This is a genomic window from Herbaspirillum sp. 3R11 (assembly GCF_004563925.1).
In the GTDB taxonomy this organism is placed as follows: Bacteria; Pseudomonadota; Gammaproteobacteria; order Burkholderiales; family Burkholderiaceae_D; genus Herbaspirillum.
In genome coordinates, this window is record NZ_SPNJ01000005.1 from 186,547 (window position 1) to 206,790 (window position 20,244).

General features: G+C 57.1%; 22 protein-coding genes and 2 tRNA genes. 21 read left to right on the forward strand and 3 right to left on the reverse strand.

The window, feature by feature from the left end; genetic code table 11:
* Position 1 precedes the first annotated feature (1 nt).
* The 9 genes from E4P32_RS20875 to E4P32_RS20915 all read left to right on the forward strand — a co-directional run bounded on the left by E4P32_RS20875 (position 2) and on the right by E4P32_RS20915 (position 6,368).
* Positions 2-556 (forward strand): VOC family protein, encoded by a 555-nt coding sequence (locus E4P32_RS20875; protein WP_116435499.1) that lies wholly within the window; start codon positions 2-4, stop codon positions 554-556.
* 100 nt (positions 557-656) lie between these two features.
* Positions 657-1,400: an ABC transporter permease gene (locus E4P32_RS20880; RefSeq protein ID WP_094563271.1), complete on the forward strand. Its 744-nt coding sequence runs from the start codon at positions 657-659 to the stop codon at positions 1,398-1,400.
* Between the two features lie 14 nt (positions 1,401-1,414).
* Positions 1,415-2,221, forward strand: a complete 807-nt coding sequence (locus tag E4P32_RS20885) for an ABC transporter ATP-binding protein (protein WP_233526706.1) — start codon at positions 1,415-1,417, stop codon at positions 2,219-2,221.
* The gene (locus E4P32_RS20890) at positions 2,221-3,135 is read left to right on the forward strand and encodes an alpha/beta hydrolase (RefSeq protein WP_116435501.1); all 915 of its coding nucleotides are present in this window, start codon (positions 2,221-2,223) and stop codon (positions 3,133-3,135) included. Before E4P32_RS20885 ends, E4P32_RS20890 begins: the two co-directional genes overlap by 1 nt.
* A 45-nt stretch (positions 3,136-3,180) precedes the next feature.
* Entirely contained in the window at positions 3,181-4,101 is a 921-nt protein-coding gene (locus tag E4P32_RS20895; RefSeq protein WP_116435502.1) for a dihydrodipicolinate synthase family protein, read from the forward strand.
* Positions 4,101-4,475 (forward strand): RidA family protein, encoded by a 375-nt coding sequence (locus tag E4P32_RS20900; protein ID WP_116435503.1) that lies wholly within the window; start codon positions 4,101-4,103, stop codon positions 4,473-4,475. The genes E4P32_RS20895 and E4P32_RS20900 overlap by 1 nt, the downstream gene beginning before the upstream one ends.
* A 5-nt stretch (positions 4,476-4,480) precedes the next feature.
* Positions 4,481-5,074, forward strand: a complete 594-nt coding sequence (locus tag E4P32_RS20905; RefSeq protein ID WP_116435504.1) for a malonic semialdehyde reductase — start codon at positions 4,481-4,483, stop codon at positions 5,072-5,074.
* A gap of 23 nt (positions 5,075-5,097) precedes the next feature.
* Positions 5,098-5,901, forward strand: a complete 804-nt coding sequence (locus tag E4P32_RS20910; protein ID WP_116435720.1) for a sulfite exporter TauE/SafE family protein — start codon at positions 5,098-5,100, stop codon at positions 5,899-5,901.
* A gap of 44 nt (positions 5,902-5,945) precedes the next feature.
* Positions 5,946-6,368 (forward strand): VOC family protein, encoded by a 423-nt coding sequence (locus tag E4P32_RS20915; protein WP_116435721.1) that lies wholly within the window; start codon positions 5,946-5,948, stop codon positions 6,366-6,368.
* Positions 6,369-6,396: 28 nt separating this feature from the next.
* Here the strand turns inward: E4P32_RS20915 and E4P32_RS24170 are convergent, their stop codons facing one another.
* Positions 6,397-6,534, reverse strand: coding sequence for a hypothetical protein (locus tag E4P32_RS24170; protein ID WP_158559738.1), 138 nt, complete (start codon positions 6,532-6,534; stop codon positions 6,397-6,399).
* 31 nt (positions 6,535-6,565) lie between these two features.
* Here E4P32_RS24170 and E4P32_RS20920 point away from each other — a divergent pair, with 31 nt between their 5' ends.
* Positions 6,566-8,539: a methyl-accepting chemotaxis protein gene (locus tag E4P32_RS20920; RefSeq protein ID WP_116435505.1), complete on the forward strand. Its 1,974-nt coding sequence runs from the start codon at positions 6,566-6,568 to the stop codon at positions 8,537-8,539.
* Positions 8,540-8,613: 74 nt separating this feature from the next.
* Here E4P32_RS20920 and E4P32_RS24175 read toward each other — a convergent pair whose 3' ends face one another.
* Together E4P32_RS24175 and uvrB are read right to left on the reverse strand one after the other, a co-directional pair.
* The gene (locus E4P32_RS24175) at positions 8,614-9,408 is read right to left on the reverse strand and encodes a uracil-DNA glycosylase (protein WP_158559739.1); all 795 of its coding nucleotides are present in this window, start codon (positions 9,406-9,408) and stop codon (positions 8,614-8,616) included.
* Positions 9,409-9,501: 93 nt separating this feature from the next.
* Entirely contained in the window at positions 9,502-11,595 is a 2,094-nt protein-coding gene (gene uvrB, locus E4P32_RS20930) for an excinuclease ABC subunit UvrB (RefSeq protein WP_116435506.1), read from the reverse strand.
* A gap of 116 nt (positions 11,596-11,711) precedes the next feature.
* Here uvrB and E4P32_RS20935 point away from each other — a divergent pair, with 116 nt between their 5' ends.
* The 11 genes from E4P32_RS20935 (at position 11,712) to E4P32_RS20985 (ending at position 20,219) form a co-directional block, all read left to right on the forward strand.
* Positions 11,712-12,935, forward strand: coding sequence for an amino acid aminotransferase (locus E4P32_RS20935; RefSeq protein WP_116435507.1), 1,224 nt, complete (start codon positions 11,712-11,714; stop codon positions 12,933-12,935).
* Between the two features lie 92 nt (positions 12,936-13,027).
* Positions 13,028-13,103 (forward strand) — tRNA-Asn (locus E4P32_RS20940).
* A 245-nt stretch (positions 13,104-13,348) separates the two neighbouring features.
* Positions 13,349-13,424, forward strand: a tRNA-Asn gene (locus tag E4P32_RS20945).
* Between the two features lie 148 nt (positions 13,425-13,572).
* Complete coding sequence (locus E4P32_RS20950) at positions 13,573-13,767, forward strand: hypothetical protein (RefSeq protein WP_135008777.1); 195 nt, start codon at positions 13,573-13,575, stop codon at positions 13,765-13,767.
* 138 nt (positions 13,768-13,905) lie between these two features.
* Complete coding sequence (locus E4P32_RS20955; protein ID WP_135008778.1) at positions 13,906-15,258, forward strand: pentapeptide repeat-containing protein; 1,353 nt, start codon at positions 13,906-13,908, stop codon at positions 15,256-15,258.
* Between the two features lie 465 nt (positions 15,259-15,723).
* Positions 15,724-16,356 (forward strand): hypothetical protein, encoded by a 633-nt coding sequence (locus E4P32_RS20960; protein ID WP_135008779.1) that lies wholly within the window; start codon positions 15,724-15,726, stop codon positions 16,354-16,356.
* Positions 16,357-16,635: 279 nt separating this feature from the next.
* A complete protein-coding gene (locus E4P32_RS20965) occupies positions 16,636-17,115 on the forward strand; it encodes an OsmC family protein (protein ID WP_167735765.1) in 480 nt (159 codons plus the stop codon).
* 85 nt (positions 17,116-17,200) lie between these two features.
* Complete coding sequence (locus E4P32_RS20970) at positions 17,201-17,623, forward strand: Rrf2 family transcriptional regulator (RefSeq protein ID WP_116435511.1); 423 nt, start codon at positions 17,201-17,203, stop codon at positions 17,621-17,623.
* 332 nt (positions 17,624-17,955) lie between these two features.
* Complete coding sequence (locus E4P32_RS20975) at positions 17,956-19,203, forward strand: MFS transporter (protein ID WP_116435723.1); 1,248 nt, start codon at positions 17,956-17,958, stop codon at positions 19,201-19,203.
* A 162-nt stretch (positions 19,204-19,365) separates the two neighbouring features.
* Positions 19,366-19,749, forward strand: coding sequence for a DUF427 domain-containing protein (locus tag E4P32_RS20980; RefSeq protein ID WP_116435512.1), 384 nt, complete (start codon positions 19,366-19,368; stop codon positions 19,747-19,749).
* Positions 19,750-19,820: 71 nt separating this feature from the next.
* The gene (locus E4P32_RS20985) at positions 19,821-20,219 is read left to right on the forward strand and encodes a hypothetical protein (protein ID WP_116435513.1); all 399 of its coding nucleotides are present in this window, start codon (positions 19,821-19,823) and stop codon (positions 20,217-20,219) included.
* Positions 20,220-20,244: the final 25 nt, after the last annotated feature.

Genomic DNA, 20,244 nt, shown 5'->3' on the forward strand with positions numbered 1-20,244 from the left:
AATGACAGCAATGCGGGAAACAATACGCCCAAAACGCCTCGGCCATCTGGTGCTGGCCGTGCGCGACATCCAGGCCTCGGTCAAGTTCTATACCGAGATTCTTGGCTTGCAAGTGTCCGACTGGATCAGCGACCAGATGGTCTTTTTGCGCGCCGGCACCGATCACCACGATCTGGCCTTGTCGCAGATTCCGAAGGATTCGCCGGACATCGACGACCTGCCGCGTTACAGCCGTCCCGGCATGGAACACTTTTCCTATCTGGTGGAAGATCGCGCCGAGATGGATCGCGCAGCGGATTTTCTGCAACAGAAGGGCGTCGAAATCGTACGCGGTATTGGCAAGCACGGGCCGGGTGAAAACCTGTTCCTGGTCTTCAAGGATCCGGATGGCAACAACGTCGAGATCTACTGCGAGATGACACAGATCACGCCGGAGACCAAATACGAACCCAAGGTCTGGGAGCGCAACATCGATTCTTTCGATCAGTACCGCTTCAAGCATTTCGTGGTGCCGCCACCGCAGGCCGTGATCGACGCCAAGACCAACAAAAAATAAACCTATAAAGCATGCGGATTCTTCAGCCGGCTGCAGCAACGCAACCGGCGTGGGAGCGTGTGCGCCAACGATTGTAAAAACCGAAAGCAGGAGGAGACAAATGAAACGCTGGATAGAGGCCATCGTTTTCTGGGGCGCGTTTGCGCTGTTGTGGGAGTACGGCGTCGCCGCACTCGGCGTGCGGCGTTATCTGCTGCCGCCGTTGAGCGCGGTGGTGCTGGCCGGCTGGGATGCACGCGACATGGTCGTCAGCGACACTTGGGTGACATTGACCGAAGTGCTGGTCGGCTTCGTTGCGGCAGTGGCCGGTGGCGTGCTGCTGGGCATGTTGATTCATTTCAGCGACTTCACGCGACGCACCTTGTATCCCTTCATCGCCGCGCTGCAAAGCATGCCGAAGATCGCGTTGGCGCCGCTGATGATCGTGTGGTTCGGTTACGGCTTCGCCTCCAAGATCGCGGCGACGTTCCTGTTTGCTTTCTTCCCGGTGGTGATTGCCACGCTGGGCGGCTTGTCCGGCATCGCGGCCAATCTGGACGAACACTTTCGCGCACTCGGCGCCTCGCGCTGGGACACCTTCTGGCGCTTGCATGTGCCGGCAGCGCTGCCGAGCTTCATCGACGGCATCAAGATCTCCATGCCGCTGGCGGTGATCGGCGCCATCGTTGGCGAGTTCATCGGTTCGGAAGAAGGTCTCGGCCATCTGATCACGCTGGCGACCGCCAACGCCAAGACAGATCTGATGTTTGCCGCGATCCTGGTGATCACGGTGCTGGCCACCTTCCTGTACTGGATCGTGGAAGTGGTGTCGCGCCTGGTGTGGTGGCGCGGGAAGGCGGTGTAACGATGGGACAGACAATGACGCTCAGAAACCTGAAAGCCGTACCTGCGGACGAAACCATGAACGAAGCCGGCGCCATCTGCGTACGCAATGTAGTGAAACGCTACCCCGGCAAGCATGCCGTCAACGCGCTAGAAGACGTCTCGCTGACGATCCGCGAACGTGAATTCGTCTCCATCCTCGGCCCCAGTGGCTGCGGCAAGAGTACCTTGCTGCGCATCGTCGCCGGTCTGGTGCCGCACAACGAAGGCGAAGTGCTGGTCAACAACAAGCCGGTCAAAGGGCCGTCGCCGGAGATCGGCGTAGTCTTCCAGACCAGTAACATGCTGCCGTGGCTGACGGTGGAAAAAAACATGATGCTCGGCGCGCAGTTGCGCAAGCTGCCGGCGGAACAGACCGCAGAAAAAGTGCGTGGCCTGATCAAGATGCTCGGCCTGTCCGGGTTTGAACAGAATCATCCGCACCAGCTCTCCGGCGGCATGCGCCAGCGCGCGTCGATCGGCCAGATCCTCGCGCTTGATCCCGGCATCCTGCTGATGGACGAACCGTTCGGTGCGCTCGACGCCCTGACGCGCGATTTGCTCAATGTCGAGCTGCTGCGCATCTGGCAAGAGCGCATGCAGACCGTGATGCTGATCACGCACAGCATTCAGGAAGCAGTCTTCCTGTCGGATCGCGTGCTGGTGATGTCGGGCCGTCCGGGCCGTATCCTGCATGACATCAAGATCGACCTGCCGCGTCCGCGCCTGCCGGAAAACATCAAAGGCAATCCGCGCTACGGCCAGTACATCGCCGAGATCAGCAAGATCATGGGAGTGTACTGATGCGGGACAAGCTTTTCCCCGGCCTGTCGGACCAAAGCGCAGAAGCCTTGCTGGCGCTGGGGCCGGTCTGGCGCAACGACATCAATCGTCATCGCCAGGCCGTGGTCGACATTTATACGCCGCTGCTCAATGCCGTCGACAAGGACGGCATCATCGTCACGCGCGACATTGCCTATGGCGAGCACGTGCGTCAAAAGCTGGATGTCTATCTGCCGGGTGGCGTCTCCACGCAGCGGCGTCCGGTGGTGATGTTTGTCCATGGCGGCGCTTTCCTGCGCGGCAACATGAACGCCAACGAGCAGATTTACGGCAACGTGCTGTACTACTTTGCGCGTCAGGGCATGGTCGGCATCAACGTCGAATATCGTCTCGCGCCGGAAGCGCCGTATCCAGCCGGCTCCGACGATGTCGCCGCCGCAGTGGCATGGGCCAGGGCGCACGCACATGAATACGGCGGCGATCCGGAGCAGATCATTCTGATCGGCCACTCCGCGGGCGGCGCCCATGCCGCCAGTTACATCGCCGATCCGCGCGTGCGTCCGGCGACAGGGCATGGCGTGGCCAAGCTGGTGTTGATCAGCGCACGTCTGCGGGCCGACGTGCATGCCGACAATCCCAATGCCGGCGGCGTCAGGGCTTACTGGGGCGAGGATATGGATCGGTATGAGCAAGTCTCACCGGTTACGTATGCCGCCAGCATCGACGTGCCGCTGATGATCGCCATCGCCGAACATGAGAATCCCTATCTCGATGTCTATGCCGCCGAGCTGTTCTGGCGCGTCGGCCAGGCACGTGGCCGCGCGCCGCGTTTCGTGCAGGTTCGGCATCACAACCACACCTCCATCGTCGCCCATATGGATACCGACGACGACGTGCTGGGGCGGCAGATTCTGGACTTTATCGAAGCCGCCTGACCGGCGGTGATCCGGTGGTGAACATTTCATTCTGAGAGAACGTTTATGAACCAGGTATCTTCCGTACTATCCGGCGTGTTCGCACCCGTCGTCACGCCGTTCAAGTCCGACCTCAGCGTCGACGCCGACTTGTTCGTCCGTCACAGTCGCTGGCTGCTGAGCCAGGGTGCCGGGCTGGCGATCTTCGGCACCAATAGCGAAGCCAATTCGCTGACGGTCACCGAGCGCAAGCAACTGCTTGATCGCCTGACCAGCGAAGGGCTGGATCCTGAGCGCATGTTGCCGGGCACCGGCTGCTGCGCCCTCGACGATACCGTCGCACTGACGCGCCATGCCGTCGATGCCGGTTGTGCCGGCGTGCTGATGTTGCCGCCGTTTTACTACAAGGGCGTTTCAGACGACGGCCTGTACAAGTACTACGCCGAAGTCATCGCGCGCGTCGATTCGCCCAGGCTCCGACTTTACCTGTATCACATCCCGGCCTTCACCGGCGTGTCTATCACGCTGACCTTGATCGAGCGTCTGATCAGGGATTTCCCCGAGACCGTGGTCGGCATCAAGGACAGTTCCGGCGATTGGGACAACGTCGCCGCGATGCTGAACGCATTTCCCGGATTTGCGATTTTCCCGGCATCCGAATCCTTCCTGTCGCGCGCCCGGCCGCTGGGCGCGGCCGGTTGCATTTCGGCTACCGCCAACATCCATCCTGCCGGCATCGGCAAGCTGTGCGCCGATTGGGACAAGGACCACGGCGCGCAATTGCAGCAGCAGGCCGACGCCGTGCGCCAGATCTTCCAGAAATATCCGATGATCGCCGCACTCAAGTTCGCCACCGCGCACTACAGCGACAACCCGGTGTGGGAAAACGTCCGTCCGCCGCTGAGCGGCCTGAATGCGCAGCACAAGTTGCAGTTGCTGGATGAGCTGAAGCAGATCGGTTTCGGCATGCCGGGATTGGCGGGCTGATGAGTACTACTGCAACGCAAGCCAAGCCGTTGGGAAAATATCCCTACGTCAAACGCGCCGGCGACTACCTGTTCGTCTCCGGCATGAGTGCGCGGCTGGCCGACGGCAGCGTGCCCGGCGACGTGCGCGAACAGACGCATGTCGTCATCGGCAAAATTCGCGACGCCTTGCAGACACTCGATGCCGATCTTGCCGATTGCGTGGCCATCACCAGCTATCTGGTGAACATGCGCGACTTCGACGGCTATAACGCCGTCTACGGCGAATACTTCAGCCAGCAGGGACCGACGCGCACGACCGTGGCGGTGCATCAGCTGCCGCATGCCGACATGCTGGTCGAGTTGACCGCGACCGCTTACAAACCAATCGAGTGAAAAAGATGACCGATGTGATTTCCGATCAGGCGCTCGACCGCCTGTTTCGCCAGGCGCGTACGCAGAACGGCTGGTTGCCGACGGCGGTCAGCGACGATGAACTACACCAGCTCTATGCGCTGATGAAACTGGCGCCGACCAGCGCCAATTGTTCGCCGGCGCGTATGCTGTTTTTGCGTAGCGAGGAGGCGAAAGAGCGGCTGCGGCCGGCGCTCAATCCGGGCAACGTCGACAAGGTGATGACCGCGCCGGTGGTGGCGGTGATCGCTTACGACACGCAGTTCTACGACTTGCTGCCGCAATTGTTTCCGCACAATCCGGGTATGCGTGATCTGTTTGCGTCCAAGCCGGCGTTGGCTGAAGCAACCGCATTCCGCAACAGCAGCCTGCAGGGCGCTTACCTGATGCTGGCGGCGCGCAGCATCGGGCTCGACGTCGGGCCGATGTCGGGTTTCGATGCGGACAAGCTCAATGCGATTTTTTTCGCCGACGGCCGCCATCGCGTCAATTTTCTGTGCAATCTCGGCCACGGCGATAGCAGCAAGTTATTTCCGCGCAGTCCGCGTTTGTCGTTTGAGCAGGCTTGCCAGCTTCTTTGATTTTTTGATTCCGATGATTGATCATGCAATTTCTTCCTGAACTGATTTCCTATCTTCTCCTCGGTGCCGGCACCGGCATCCTCGCCGGCTTGCTTGGCGTCGGCGGCGGCACCGTGATCGTGCCGGCGCTGGTGTTCATCTTTGCCGCGCACGGCTTTCCAACGGAATACATTCAGCACATGGCGCTGGCGACCTCGATGGCGTCGATCCTGTTCACCTCGATCTCCAGCCTGCGTGCGCACCATGCGCGCGGTGCGGTGGACTGGGCGATCGTTCGGCGCATGACGCCCGGCATCATGCTGGGCACTTTGCTCGGCGCCTGGCTGGCGGCGCAGATGTCGAGCCAGTTGCTGAAGATGATCTTCATCGGCTTCGCCTATTTCGTCGCGGTGCAGATGCTGCTCAATCTGAAACCAAAGGCCAGCCGGCAGTTGCCGCAGACGCCAGGCTTGCTGAGTGCTGGCGGCGCCATCGGCGTGTTCTCCAGCTTCGTCGGCATTGGCGGCGGCACCTTGTCGGTACCGTTCATGACCTGGTGTAACGTACAGTTGCACACGGTGATCGGCACCTCGGCGGCACTGGGTTTCCCCATCGCATTGGCGGGCACGATCGGGTTTGTCGTCAATGGCTTGCGCATCGAGAGTCTGCCGTCGCCCAGTGTTGGTTTCGTCTATCTGCCTGCATTGATCGGCATTGCCGTGGCGAGCGTATTCACGGCGCCGCTGGGCGCGCGGATGGCGCATGCCTTGCCGGTGGCGAAGCTGAAAAAATTGTTCGCACTGATGCTGATTGCGGTCGGCACCAAGATGCTGGTAGGCATGCTGTAGATCATGATGGCATTATCGGGAATATCTTTTTTATGGAGCAGAACATGAGCGCATTGCATCCTTTTCACCTGGCTTTCTTCGTGCGCGACCTCGACGAGGCGCGCAGTTTTTATGGCGGCGTGCTGGGCTTCTCGGAGGGCCGCAGCACCGAACGCTGGGTTGACTTCGATTGCATGGGGCACCAATTGTCCCTGCATCTGAAAAAGGACTTGGTCGTGCCGCAGGGCGCCGGCAACGTCGACGGCAACAATGTCCCGATTCCACATTTCGGCATCATCCTTGACCAGGTCTCGTGGGATGCATTGGCCCGGCGCATCGCGGCGGCGAAGGTGCCTTTCCTTCTCGAGCCGCAGACGCGCTTCAAGGGGGAGCCGGGCGAACAGTCGACGATGTTCTTCCAGGATCCGTCGGGCAACTCGCTGGAGTTCAAAGGCTTTGCCTCGATGAACCAGATTTTTGCCAGATGAAATTGAAATAAATGCCTGCTATATTGGATTACAAGGTGAGGGTTTCTTTTGTCGCAGCGTTTGGCCGTTCGCGGTTGTCGTCGATATAAAGTTGTCGCAGCTCAACAATGCTTTCCGGCATTGAGGAGGCGACGCACATTTGCGCATTTGCATCCGTTGTATCCATTGCGTCTGCTGCATCACTCGGGGGAAATATCATGCTGTCCTCACTTCGGACCCGCCTTATCGTTATTTGCGTCCTGATCGTGGCGTTCGCCATGATTGCCTTAAGCGCTGCCAATATCTACGGCGTGCGGCGCGACACGTTGGAAACCCTGAATACGGAGATGGAGCAGCTGACGGATAGTCATGCTGCGAACATTGCCGAGTGGGTCCGCAGCAAGCGCACCATCACCGGATCGATGAAGCAGGCGCTCAAGCAGAATGACGTGGTGCCCATCATTGCCGCGGCCAAAGAAGCGGGGGCTTTTGACGACGCCTACATCGGCTATCCGGACAAGCGCATGCTGGCCCTGCACGATATGCCGCCGGGGTATGACCCGACCGGGCGACCCTGGTACGTGCAGGCCGTCAATGCAGGCGCACCGGTACTGACGGCGCCCTATGTCGATGCGACAACCGGTAAGCTGGTGGTGACCTTTGCTGAAGCCGTCGGCGGCAAGAGCGATCTCAAAGCGGTGGTTGGATCCGACGTGCAGCTCGACAATGTCGTACGCAATGTGGCCGGCATCAAACCAACGCCGGGCAGCTTTGCCTTCATCGTCGGCAAGGACGGGGTGATCATTACGCATCCGAACAAGGAACTGGCGTTGAAGCCGATCTCTGCTCTGGATCAATCGCTGACGCCGCAAACGTTGGCGGCAATGGGACAGCAGGGCGGTGAGGCGAGGATTAACGGCGTCCGGGTATTGCTCTTCGTACGCGCGATCGAAGGTACGGACTGGTCGCTGGTCGTGGCGCTGAACTATGCCGAAGCAACCCATTCGATCCGCTCTCTGATCGTCACATCGGCGATCGCCGCGATTCTCGCAATTGCCGCCGCCGCAGTGTTGCTGACATGGACGATCACCAGCTTGCTGAAACGGCTTGGACTGGTGCGTGATGCGCTGGAAGATATCGCGTCCGGCGAAGGCGATCTGACTTGTCGCCTCAATGCGGAAGGGCGTGATGAGCTGTCTCAGATTGCCGGCGCCTTCAATCGTTTCACAGGAAAGATCGCTGCGACATTGCTGGAAATCCGTCACGCGAGTGAGTCCGTCAAAACCTCGTCGAGTGAAATCGCCAGCGGCAATCTCGATCTGTCCGGCCGCACCGAGCAGCAAGCCGGTTCATTGGAAGAAACCGCTTCGGCGATGGAGGAACTTACCTCTACCGTCAAGCAGAACGCAGACAATGCGCGTCAAGCCAACCAACTGGCCGTCTCCGCATCCGAAGTTGCGGTGCAGGGAGGAGCAGTGGTGGCGCAAGTGGTCGATACCATGGGATCGATTAACGCCTCCGCGCGCAAGATCGTCGATATCATCAGCGTGATCGACGGTATTGCTTTCCAGACCAATATCCTGGCCCTCAATGCCGCGGTAGAAGCGGCACGGGCCGGCGAGCAGGGCCGAGGCTTCGCGGTGGTGGCGTCGGAAGTGCGCAGTCTCGCGCAACGCAGCGCTACTGCGGCCAAAGAGATCAAGTCACTGATTGATGCTTCCGTGCACGAAGTCGACGCTGGAAGCCAGTTGGTCGAACAGGCCGGCCACACCATGACCGAGGTGGTCTCCAGCGTGCGTCGCGTGACTGACATCGTGGGAGAAATCAGCGCTGCCAGCCAGGAGCAGAGTTCTGGCATCGCCGAGATTGGTCGCGCCATTACACAGATGGATGAGGCCACGCAACAGAATGCTGCATTGGTGGAGCAAGCCGCCGCCGCTGCACAATCCTTGCAGGATCAGGCTGCGCATCTGGCCGAGGTGGTGGCCGAGTTCAAGCTGGAAGACAGGGCCGTTGCGCCAGTCGGCCGCGTCGCCAAGCGCACCGTCGATATCACGCTATCGGCGCCGTCGATCAAAGCCAAGCCTGCTGTCAGGAAAGAGGTCGCCAAGATCGCTACCGCCAAGCCCGCCAGCGAGAGCAAGGCGATGAAAACGGGTGGTGACGAGAACGGATCCTGGGAAGAGTTTTGAGCAGAGCAGCTAGAAATGAAAACGGCGTCGCTAACGTAGCGGCGCCGCTTTTTTTTCACGTAACGGAAATGCTTCTACGCCTGCTTCTTCAGCAAGTGCATGGCGCCGAACAGCTCCTGCATGCCGCTATGGGCGATGAAGCTCAGATTGTAGGGATGTTCCGCTACCGCGCGCGGGAAGCGCTCAACTACCGGCAAGCCGTGCAGCTCTTCGGCGATCTTGCCCCACAGGACCAGTGTCGGCAGTGTCTTTTTTTTATCCTCGGCGTGCTGCGCCAATCCCTTCAACACGGTTTCAAAGAACGGCTTCCAGGCTTTGGCGTCCTTGACCGGTTTCACGTGCGTGCGGAACACCAGGCTGGCGTTGAGCAGCAGGAAACCCTGCGCAGTCAGGTTGTCCTGCAGATCGGCCAGCGTCTGGATGGTGCCGGCAGTGTCGGCCTGCGCCTTGGCGGCGATGTCGAGCAAGGCGTCGCCGCTGGTCTTGTCGACCGGCACGCGCCCATCGGCGACCAGCAGCATCTTCATGAAGTTGCGCAGCGACGTCGCGCGGTTAACCTGTTTGGACAAGCCCTTGTCCGACCACAGCGAACCGACCGCGCCATCCATGAAACAGACACCGGTGGCGCTGGCGGCGCGCGGGTAAGGGCCTTCGCCGACCAGTACGTAACGGACCTCTTCAATCGGTTGTTTGAACGCGGCGAAGAGGCGGCCTTCGGTCGGCAGATAGGTGGCGTCTTGCACCAGCGCCGGCAAATAGTCGGAGTCGAGAGCGGCAATGGCTTGCAGGCCGGTTTTCAGGATGGCGTGCCAGGACGGATCGGCGCTGGCGCAGAGATCGAGCAGGGCGGTGGGGACGGTAGCCGGCATGATGAAGGATTGCTGAAGGTTGATCGGAAATGAAAAACTGCCCGCATCATAAATCAATGCGGGCAGTCCAGGACGCTTCTTGGTTGTCTCGAATTAGGCCACGGCCACCGTGTCGTCGCCGGCAGCGCCGAACAATTGCTGCTTGAGCTGATGCAGCTGGTCGCGCACCTTGGCGGCTTTTTCGAACTCCAGGTTCTTGGCGTGATCCTGCATGAGCTTTTCGAGGCGCTTGATTTCCTTGCTGACCTGTTTCTCGCTCATGGCCTCGTAGTTGGCCTGTTCCTGCGCCACCATCAGTTCCACGCGTGCTTCCTGCGGGCTGTAGACGCCATCGATGAGTTCGCGGATTTCTTTCTTGATGCCCGTCGGCGTGATGCCGTTGGCTTCGTTGAAGGCCACCTGCTTGGCGCGGCGGCGTTCGGTTTCGCCGATGGCCTTGTGCATCGAATCGGTGACCTTGTCGCCGTACAGGATCGCCATGCCGTTCAGGTTACGCGCCGCGCGGCCGATGGTCTGGATCAGGCTGCGCTCGGAACGCAGGAAGCCTTCCTTGTCGGCGTCGAGGATCGCCACCAGCGACACTTCGGGAATGTCCAGGCCTTCGCGCAACAGGTTGATGCCGACCAGCACGTCGAAGGTGCCGAGACGCAGGTCGCGGATGATTTCAACGCGTTCGACGGTGTCGATGTCGCTGTGCAGATAGCGCACCTTGATGCCGTTGTCGCTGAGGAATTCAGTCAATTGCTCCGACATGCGCTTGGTCAGCGTCGTCACCAGCACGCGCTCGTTCTTCTTCACGCGGATGGTGATTTCCTGCATCAGGTCGTCGACCTGCGTGGTTGCGGGACGCACGGTAATCAGCGGGTCGACCAGGCCGGTCGGACGCACCACTTGCTCGACCACCTGGTCGGAGTGGGTCTTTTCATATTCCGCCGGCGTGGCCGAGACGAAAATGGTCTGGCGCATCTTGCCCTGGAACTCGTCGAACTTGAGTGGCCGGTTGTCCAGCGCCGACGGCAGCCGGAAACCGTAGTCGACCAGGTTGGTCTTGCGCGCGCGGTCGCCGTTGTACATGCCGTTCAACTGGCCGATCAGCACGTGCGACTCATCGAGGAACATGATCGCGTCCTGCGGCAGGTAATCCACCAGCGTCGGCGGCGGATCGCCGGCCTTGGCGCCGGACAGGTGGCGCGAATAGTTTTCGATGCCTTTGGTGAAGCCGATCTCGGTCATCATTTCGATGTCGAAACGGGTGCGCTGCTCAATGCGTTGTTCTTCGATCAGCTTGTTTTCCTTGCGGAAAAATTCCAGCCGTTCGCGCAGTTCGTCCTTGATGGTTTCGATGGCGCGCAGCACGGTCGCGCGCGGCGTCACGTAATGCGAACCCGGGTAGACGGTAAAGCGCGGAATCTTCTGGCGCACGCGGCCGGTCAGCGGATCGAACAATTGCAGGCTGTCGATTTCATCGTCGAACATTTCGATGCGCACCGCCAGCTCGGCATGCTCGGCCGGGAACACGTCGATGGTGTCGCCGCGCACGCGGAAGGTGCCGCGGCCGAAATCGACTTCGTTGCGCGAGTATTGCATCTGGATCAGGCGCGCGATGACGTCGCGCTGGCTGACCTTGTCCTTGGCGCGCAAGGTCAGGATCATCTGGTGGTATTCGTTGGGGTTACCGATACCGTAAATCGCCGATACCGTTGCCACAATGACAACGTCGCGTCGTTCCATCAACGACTTGGTGCACGACAGGCGCATTTGTTCGATGTGCTCGTTGATCGAGGAATCTTTCTCGATGAACAGATCGCGCTGCGGTACGTAGGCTTCCGGTTGATAGTAATCGTAGTAGCTGACGAAATATTCCACCGCATTTTGCGGAAAGAACTCGCGAAATTCGCTGTAAAGCTGTGCCGCCAGCGTTTTGTTCGGCGCGAAGATGATCGCCGGCCGGCCGAGGCGGGCGATGGTGTTGGCCATCGTATACGTCTTGCCCGAGCCGGTCACGCCCAGCAAGGTTTGGAAGAACAAACCGTCATGCACCCCTTCGACCAGCTTGTCGATGGCGGCCGGCTGGTCGCCGGCAGGCGGGAAGGGCTGGTACAGACGGTAAGGAGAATCAGGAAACGTCAGGAACTTGCTCTCGTCGAGCGTAGAAGATGCTGCGGAAACAGGGGATAAATCAGCCATTGTCATTCGACCTTTGGTAAAATTACGTGTTGCAAAACGGTGCTCGGCTCGCGGCTTTGCCCTGCATCCATCCCGACTGCAATCTACGTTTGCAGCTAACTTTTTATGTTATCACGATGAACGCACCTCTCTCAGCCTCCTCCTCCCTTTTCACCGCCATCGAAATGGCGCCCCGCGACCCTATTCTCGGCATTACCGATGCATACAATGCCGACAAGAATCCGGGCAAAACCAATCTCGGCGTTGGCGTCTACTACGACGATAACGGCAAGGTGCCGCTGCTGGAGTGCGTGAAAAAAGCGGAAGCTGAACTGGCCGCCAAACTGGCGCCGCGTACCTACTTGCCGATCGATGGTCTGGCAACGTACGACAAGGCAGTCCAGGAATTGGTATTTGGTGCCGACAGCGCAGTTGTTCAAGAGAAGCGTGCGATCACCGTGCAAGCCTTGGGCGGCACCGGCGCACTGAAGCTCGGCGCCGACTTCATCAAACATTTCTCGCCGGCATCGACCCAGATCTGGATCAGCGACCCAAGCTGGGAAAACCATCGCGCGCTGTTCGAGATGGCCGGCTTCACCGTCAACAACTATCCTTACTACGACGCGGCCACTCGCGGCGTGAACTTCGCCGGCATGCTGGATGCGCTCAAGACCATGGCCTCCGGCTCGGTCGTGCTGCTGCACGCGTGCTGCCACAACCCGACCGGCGCCGACCTGACTGCCGATCAATGGACGCAAGTCATTGAAGTTGTGACCTCGCGCAGCCTGATTCCGTTCCTCGACATGGCCTATCAAGGCTTCGGCGACGGCATCGAAGAAGACGGCAAGGTGGTGCGCCGCTTCGCCGAAGCAGGCGGTCCGCTGTTCGTGTCGAACTCGTTCTCGAAGTCGTTCTCGCTGTACGGCGAGCGCGTCGGTGCGTTGAGCATCGTCGCCTCGACCAATGAAGAAGCCACTCGCGTGCTGTCGCAACTCAAGCGCGTGGTGCGCACCAACTACTCCAACCCGCCGATCCACGGTGGCCAGGTTGTGGCTACTGCACTGGCTTCGCCGGAACTGCGCGCTCTGTGGGAAAGCGAACTGGCCGAGATGCGCGTGCGCATCCGCGAAATGCGCCAGCTGCTGGTCGCGAAACTGAAAGAAAAAGCGCCTGCGCACGATTTCGACTTCGTCATCAAGCAACGCGGCATGTTCTCGTACTCGGGCCTGACCAAGGCGCAAGTCGAGCGCCTGCGCAATGAGTTTTCGATCTACGCCGTCGACACCGGCCGCATCTGCGTGGCTGCACTGAACACCAAGAACATCGATGCCGTCGTTGACGCCATCGCCAAGGTGCTCTGATCGGGGGAGTGCATTCCAGCCTGAAAATGGCCGGGATGCAAAAAGGTTTTGACAGTAATTAAAATTCCGGTCATAATCTTTTTCTCTGCTGTTCCCTGATAGCTCAGTTGGTAGAGCGACGGACTGTTAATCCGCAGGTCCCTGGTTCGAGTCCAGGTCGGGGAGCCAAAAAATTCGAAGAAGCCTCGCATCCGTGCGGGGCTTTTTCAATTCCGGAAAGTCGTTTTCGTGTGTCGCCGATATGCATCGCGGCGAGCACGCGCGGCCTGTTCCGGCATCGTTTTTCCTTGTCGCGCATTGCCCGCAAGGCGTGATGAAGAAGAGGGCGGCGCGTAGCGAGTTATTTAGCAATTTTCTGTCGTGGAGATATAGCCGCGAAGGAAAATTTAGTTCATAATCGCGCCCTCTGCTGTTCCCTGATAGCTCAGTTGGTAGAGCGACGGACTGTTAATCCGCAGGTCCCTGGTTCGAGTCCAGGTCGGGGAGCCATAATTACTTTAGTTTTAGAAAACAATGAGTTACGCCATTTTGGCGAAGCTCATTTTTTTTTGTCCAAAATTCGAGTATTTCTTTAAGTCTTTGAGTTGTAAGGCAATTTGCGTTATTTTCACGGTTCTTCTTCCGATCGGGGTAGACCATGAAAAGCGAAACTGGCGGCAAAAAGATCAAACGCTCACCTCCGAGCGCCAAAATAATCAAGAACATGACAGTGGAAAGCGATCTTCCTGAAAGGGCTGAGATTGTGGGTTTGGCTCAAACTTTTGTAAGCCTCTTTAAAAAAGATATTCAGGAAAAATTTCTTCCGAAATTTAAAAAGACTGATCGCCGTTGATTCGACTGAAGATTTGGTTCGTAGAGAAAATCGATATCCCTCACCAATCGTTCCTACTGCAAGCCTACGCAGGTATGTTGCGACGGTGCAATGCGAATTAGAAAAATTAAAAGTTAGAGTCTTTTTTGGGAAAATAAAATGAGTGCTCGGCCCACTTTTACACAGATCGAACCTGAGCATGAAAACTACGGAGTTGATCGCAACCTAACTCGCAAAGAGTGGCAGGCGCTCTGCCTGAATAAATTATTGCAGGGACATCTAGTTTTCAATGAATGGCAGCAGGTTTTAATTTCCGCAGAAAACGCGGATCCTCAACACAGAACTGAATATAGATGGTCTCGGCAAGATGGCGACACAAATGAGGTCACAATATGGATGTGGACTGAGGCACGTCGAGCCTACGTCATTGATATTGGCGATCATGTGTTTGAAGACGGTTTTTCACTGGGAAGATACGAATTTCATACCGGAATCATCTTTACCAATACCTGTTTTAAAGGAGGGCTATCAATCTTTAATTCAAGATTTTTCGGCCCGGCGCGATTTCTAGGAGTTAGGTTCGAAAATCAATTTTCAGCTGAGTGTAAATTTGAAAGGGATGTACTTTTCGATAGCTGCGAATTTCGAGGTCGCACTTTTTTCCGTCATTCTGATTTATATTCGGCCAATTTTAGAGGCAGCATTTTTTGCGACTCGACATATTTCTCGAACACTAAATTCGGAACAATATGTTTTGACAGGGCGCATTTTGCGAAAGACGTCGATTTTTCAGGCCAGCAACAACCAGATGGAAAGTTAGGAACTTTTGGGCGAGCTTCTTTCAGGGACGTTGAATTTGGTGGCTGCGCAGATTTTAGCAATCGAAAGTTTCTTCACGAAACTACATTTATAGGTGCAAAATTTAAGGTGGCTCCTTGGTTTCATAACTGTGATTTGCATCAAAATACTTCCTTCGATGGTGCAGAATTTTCTAGAGTGGAAATTGCTGATCCGTCAGTCGCAAAAGCGTTTAGCACATTAAGACACGCGATGAGCAAGCATCAAATAACACGTGAAGAACAACGCTTTTTAGTACTTGAGTTAGATGCAGAGAAAAGGGGCTCTAAGCTGGGTGTCGCAGCGTTGTATTTTCTATATGAGCGCGTAGCTGGTTATGGATTCTCGATTGCTAAACCTCTGTTCTTTCTAATTGTATTGCCCCTGATCTTCTTTTTTGCACTCTACTGCGGTTTAAGCGCGTATACGAATTGCCCCTCGATAGCCAGTTGTCGATTCGATACGCTAACGTTATTAGGCACAATAGAATTTTCTGTGTTGCAAAGCCTTCCTCCACTTGGCATTGAAAAAGCAAGCGATGCATTGCGTGAATCGATATTCGGTGGTGAGCACATTGGAATCGTAATCCCGTTTATTGTGGTTCAAAAAGTTATGGCTTTAGCAGGATGGTTTTTTGTCGCATTGGCTTTGCGCAACTTATTCAAGATGAAGTGATTTTTGCGAGGGCAAAATTCATAGTCTTAAGATTGCCACCGGAATCAACGTGCGGGAGTTGTTGTGATCAAAGTCGTGATGAGCGAGGACAGATTTTGTTGAGATACCTTTTTGAGTACGGCAAAGCCAGAAGGGGGAGCTAGATGCATCGCGTTAAAACCTCGAAAGCTCCTAGCGGGTATGGTTTGGGGAGCCATAATCACTTTATTTTTGCCAAAGTTTTTAAACTCCTTTTCTGCATGCGTAACCACCATGTCTAGAGAGCATCTATTGGAGGTGCTACAACAACACATGCGGCGCGAGAGTGTACATGGTCTATATAGTCTTTCTATGGATCACTCTCCGAGTGAGCAGCTAACCGGCGAAACGTGGCATACGACCGTATTAATAATGTCTTCTCACATGCAGCACGCAATGCTTGCTGCTCGGCTCGCTCATAGGCTTCGCCATAAGACCGGAATTTTGATGAAGTGGAAAAATGCTTCAAAAAAATATCGAGACTGTTTTCTATCTGTTTTTTTTGAAGAACTAAATGTAAGCCCAGCTGTTTCGATATTTGCGATTTCGGCGAAAGAGGAGGCAATCAGAGATTCGGCGGAGCATTTCATTCGAGAACTTGGTTTGCAACGACACTACAGCAGAGCTGAGACTTCAGAGGGGAAAATTCGTGTTGAAATTGGGCCGCTTATCAATGTTACCAAAGGAGAGAGGCTCACTATTTCGCTGTCTGAAAATAGAGCGTTAATGGGGCTTCATATTGCTCATTTCGTGATCAGAATGCAGAGTTGTATGTATGAGGCTGCGAAAAATATTGATCAGGTCTCTATGATTAATTTTAATTTTCTGGGAGACAAATTTCCTGGTCCGCCCGGACAAGAAATGGATTTAATGTTTCAAGCACTAACGAGTTTTAGTAGGGAAAAAGGACGAATTGCGTGGGGCTATTTCGGTGAAAGCGATACTGAGGAAACGGACTTGTTAGCAGACAATTTAGCTGGCGCTTTGAACGCCACACATCGCAAACAATGCGATTTTTCAGGATCTAATAGCAACACAATGGATTCTGGATTGTTTTATTGGGAAGTCTGGTCGGTATAGGTTCGCAGATCAGCGATCAGTTGGAGTCTTGCTTAAGGAAAGAACTTCGGTTTTTGGATGTCTTGGACAGGAGTGCATGCTTGGGCGCGATGACGTGAGGCGGGAGTTGAACCACTAGTGTTAAAATTCTAAAGGTTCGTAGTGAGTGCGGCTCGGGGAGCCAAAAAATTCGAAAGCCTCGCATCCGTGCGGGGCTTTTTCGTTGGTCGGCGCCAAAGCGCTCGCCTGCAGGTTGGGAATTTTGCAGGTATGCTGGCGCACTTCGACGGGAGATTTTGCATGATAGAAATCGAGGCAAGCATCTTGTGGACGCGCGGCAGCGACGAAGTGTTCACCGACAATCGCTACAGCAGGGTGCACCGCTGGCGTTTCGACGGCGGCGTGGAAGTGCCGGCGTCATCATCGCCGCATATCGTTCCCTTGCCGTATTCCTCGGCCGACAACGTCGATCCGGAAGAGGCTTACCTGGCGTCGCTGTCGAGTTGCCATATGCTGACTTTCCTGGCCATCGCGGCCAAGCAGGGTTTTGTGGTCGATAGTTATGTCGACCGTGCAACTGCTGTCATGGAAAAGAATGCCAAGGGCAAACTGATGGTCAGCAAGGCGACCTTGCAGCCGGCCATCGCCTACCGCGGCCGCGTGCCGACGCCGGATGAAGACGAGGCCTTGCATCATGCGGCGCATGAGCAGTGCTTCCTGGCCAATTCGGTGCTGACCGAGATTGCGGTTGTGCCGACGTCAACGGCCACGGAAACCTGACGGGACTTGCAGTTTTTTTGCAGAGGTATAAGCATATTCGGACAAGTTGCTTGACTTGGGTATCTGTATCGAATATAAATACAGTATGAAGTCGAGTCGATTTGCCGTGGCGGCACACATATTGGTCAGCGTCGAGCACGCGACCCGGGGAGGAGAAGCGTTTTTGTCCTCCGCCGCCATTGCGGCCAGCGTCAACACCAATCCGGTGTTCGTGCGCGAACTGCTGCGCAAGTTGTCGAAGGCGCATCTGGTCGTGACCAAGGAAGGCAAGGGCGGCGGCGCACAGTTGGCGCGCGCGGCCTCGCAAATAAGCCTGGCTGAAATTTACCAGGCGGTGGAAGAAGAGCCGGTGCTCAAGCACAATACCCGGCCCAAAGATCCATGTTGCCGCGTCAGTTGCGGCATGGACATGGCGCTGGATCCGGTGATTTCCGAAGTCGAAGGCGCGATGTTGAAAGTATTAAAGGGCAGGAAGCTTTCCGAACTGGTCAGCACGATCTGCGATTAGCAAGCAGGCAGGATCGCACCAGGTTCACAAGGAAATTCACGACAAGGCCAATTGTTCAACTATCTGGCCTTGCACATAGATAAGGCGAAAAGCCACATTCAGGGATGCTCGAAAAAGGAGGATCGGTCAACGGTCCTCATTTTTATTTCAAAACTGTCATTAAAAATAAGACAGTTTGAGCGATGAGCATCTGCAAGACGGACGACGAAACAGGCAGGACATTGCATTTCACCGCAGCCGGCATCACTGGTTGGCGGCGGCTGCATGCATTCATAGACAATCGGTTCAACGCGCTGGGGTGGCGCAGGGCCAAACAGATTCAGGAGTTTTCAATGGAAAAGAATATCGCGGTGAATAACGCGTCGGTCGAGGTCGCACACGACCCGCTCAGCGCAGCGGAAAACGCGGCCTCGCCTTTGCGTTCGTGGTTGTCGGTGGTCGCAGTGGCGACCGGCGCCTTCGCGTTCGTGACGACCGAGTTCTTGCCGGTCGGCCTGTTGCCGCAGATCGCCCATGACCTCGGCGTATCGCCGGGCACTGCCGGCCTGATGGTGACGACGCCTGGCGTGGTCGCCGCCATTTCTGCGCCGGGCCTGATGCTGGGAGCAGGGCGCATCAATCGTCGCTTCATCTTGTTGATGCTGTCGGTGCTGTTGCTGGCGTCGAACCTGGTATCGGCGTTCGCACCGACCTTCGGCGTGATGCTGCTCGGCCGTGCACTGCTGGGCGCGGCGCTGGGTGGTTTCTGGACGCTGGCGCTGGCAACTGCCGGCCGGCTGGTGCGGCAGGAGCACGCGGCCAAGGCGACCGCGATGATCCTCAGCGGCGTGACGTTCGCAACCGTGATCGGCGTGCCATTGGGTACCTTCATCAGCGGCTTGTCGTCGTGGCGTGCATCGTTCATCGCGACCGGGATCCTGGCCGCGCTGGCGCTGGCGGCGCAAACCTTGCTGTTGCCGTCGCTGCCGTCCAAGGCGGCGATCCGCTTCCGTGACCTGACTACACTGGTAAGCCGTCGCAATCCACGCAAGAGCTTGCTGATGGTGGCACTGGTGTTCGGCGCGCATTTTTCGTCGTACACCTATATCGCGCCTTTCCTCGGTCAGAATGGTTTCACCTTGACGCAGATTACCTCAGTGCTGCTGGCGTTCGGCTTTGTCGGTTTTGTGTCCAACCTGGTGATTTCGGCCTTTGTCACGCGCCACCTGCAGGCATCGCTGTTCTCCGTGGTGGTGTTGCTGATGCTGGCCTTGTTAGCCATGCCGCTGGTGCATGCGTCGCAACTCGGCGTGACCGCGATGGTGATTGCCTGGGGCGTGGCTTTCGGCGCGATTCCGCTGTGCCTGAGCATCTGGCTGCAACTGTCGTCGCCGGATTTGCCTGAAGCCGGTTCGGCGCTGTTCGTCAGCATCGTGCAGGTCGCCATCGCCGTCGGTTCCTTCGTCGGCGGTGTCGTGGTTGATGCCGCTGGCATTCCATCCACCTTGTGGTTGGGCAGTGCACTGGGCCTGCTGGGTCTGATTGCGATTGCCAGCTTCGGCATGGGCAACAAGAAGCTTGATGAAATATTGAGCAAGTAACAAACAAAGCCCGTGCGCTGAAACGCACGGGCTTTTTTCATTGGCGAAGTCGTCGCGCCGAACGCGGAACTAGTCGCGGCAGCGCCTCTCACATCATCATGAGGTGCGGTTATATTGCGCGGTCCTGTTGACCGTGTTGTCGTTCCAACAAGGAGTCATTCCATGAGCATACGACCTGTCAAGGTTCCCGGACCTGATCATCCCATCACCATCACGCCGACTGCGGCCCGCGTGGTCGTCTCGCTGGCCGGCCGCACCATTGCCGACACGCGCGCCGCGTTGGCGCTGAAGGAGGCGAGTTATCCGCCCGTGTATTACATCCCGCGCGCAGACGTCGACTTCAGTCTGCTCGAACGGACCGATCACCAGACCTACTGTCCCTACAAGGGCGAATGCTCCTACTACAGCATCCCGCTCGGGGCTGACCGCTCGGTCAACGCCGTTTGGAGTTACGAGGAGCCCTATGATGCCGTGGCGGCGATCAAGGGCTATGTCGCTTTCTATCCGGATCGCGTCGATGCGCTTGAGGTGCGCGACGTCGCCTGATTGTTCACGTACTAAAGATGTAGCGACGGCGGCCGTTACCTGAGGATCACAATAATCAGCGGGAGCAAGTCATGTTGATCGGCGCAAACGGTAATTTGCCGCAATCGGCGTACGCGGACAACGCGGCGGAAGCCAAAACTGCCAGCGTCGCGCCTGTCCCGGCCGCCACTGCTGCGCCGTCTGCGCCGCTCGACAAGATCACGCTCTCGGCCGCTGCGTTGAGGCTGATCGAGGAAAACGACCAGCTCGCACAAATTGCTTCCAGCGCCAGCCAAATTCCTCCGCCGGTAAGTTCGGACAGCCGCAAGGCAAAGAAGCGCCAGCCCAGCGCCTCGCCGATGCTCGACGTCGACGCGTTCCGCCTGATTCGCGACAAGCTGCGCGCACAGAATCTGGAAATCAAGGAGCCGGGCCCGCAAGACAAGAAGAACAAGGACGACAAGGACCAGGCCACGGCGGTGTCGCTGTAAGCAGAGGGAGGAAATCGTCGCGATG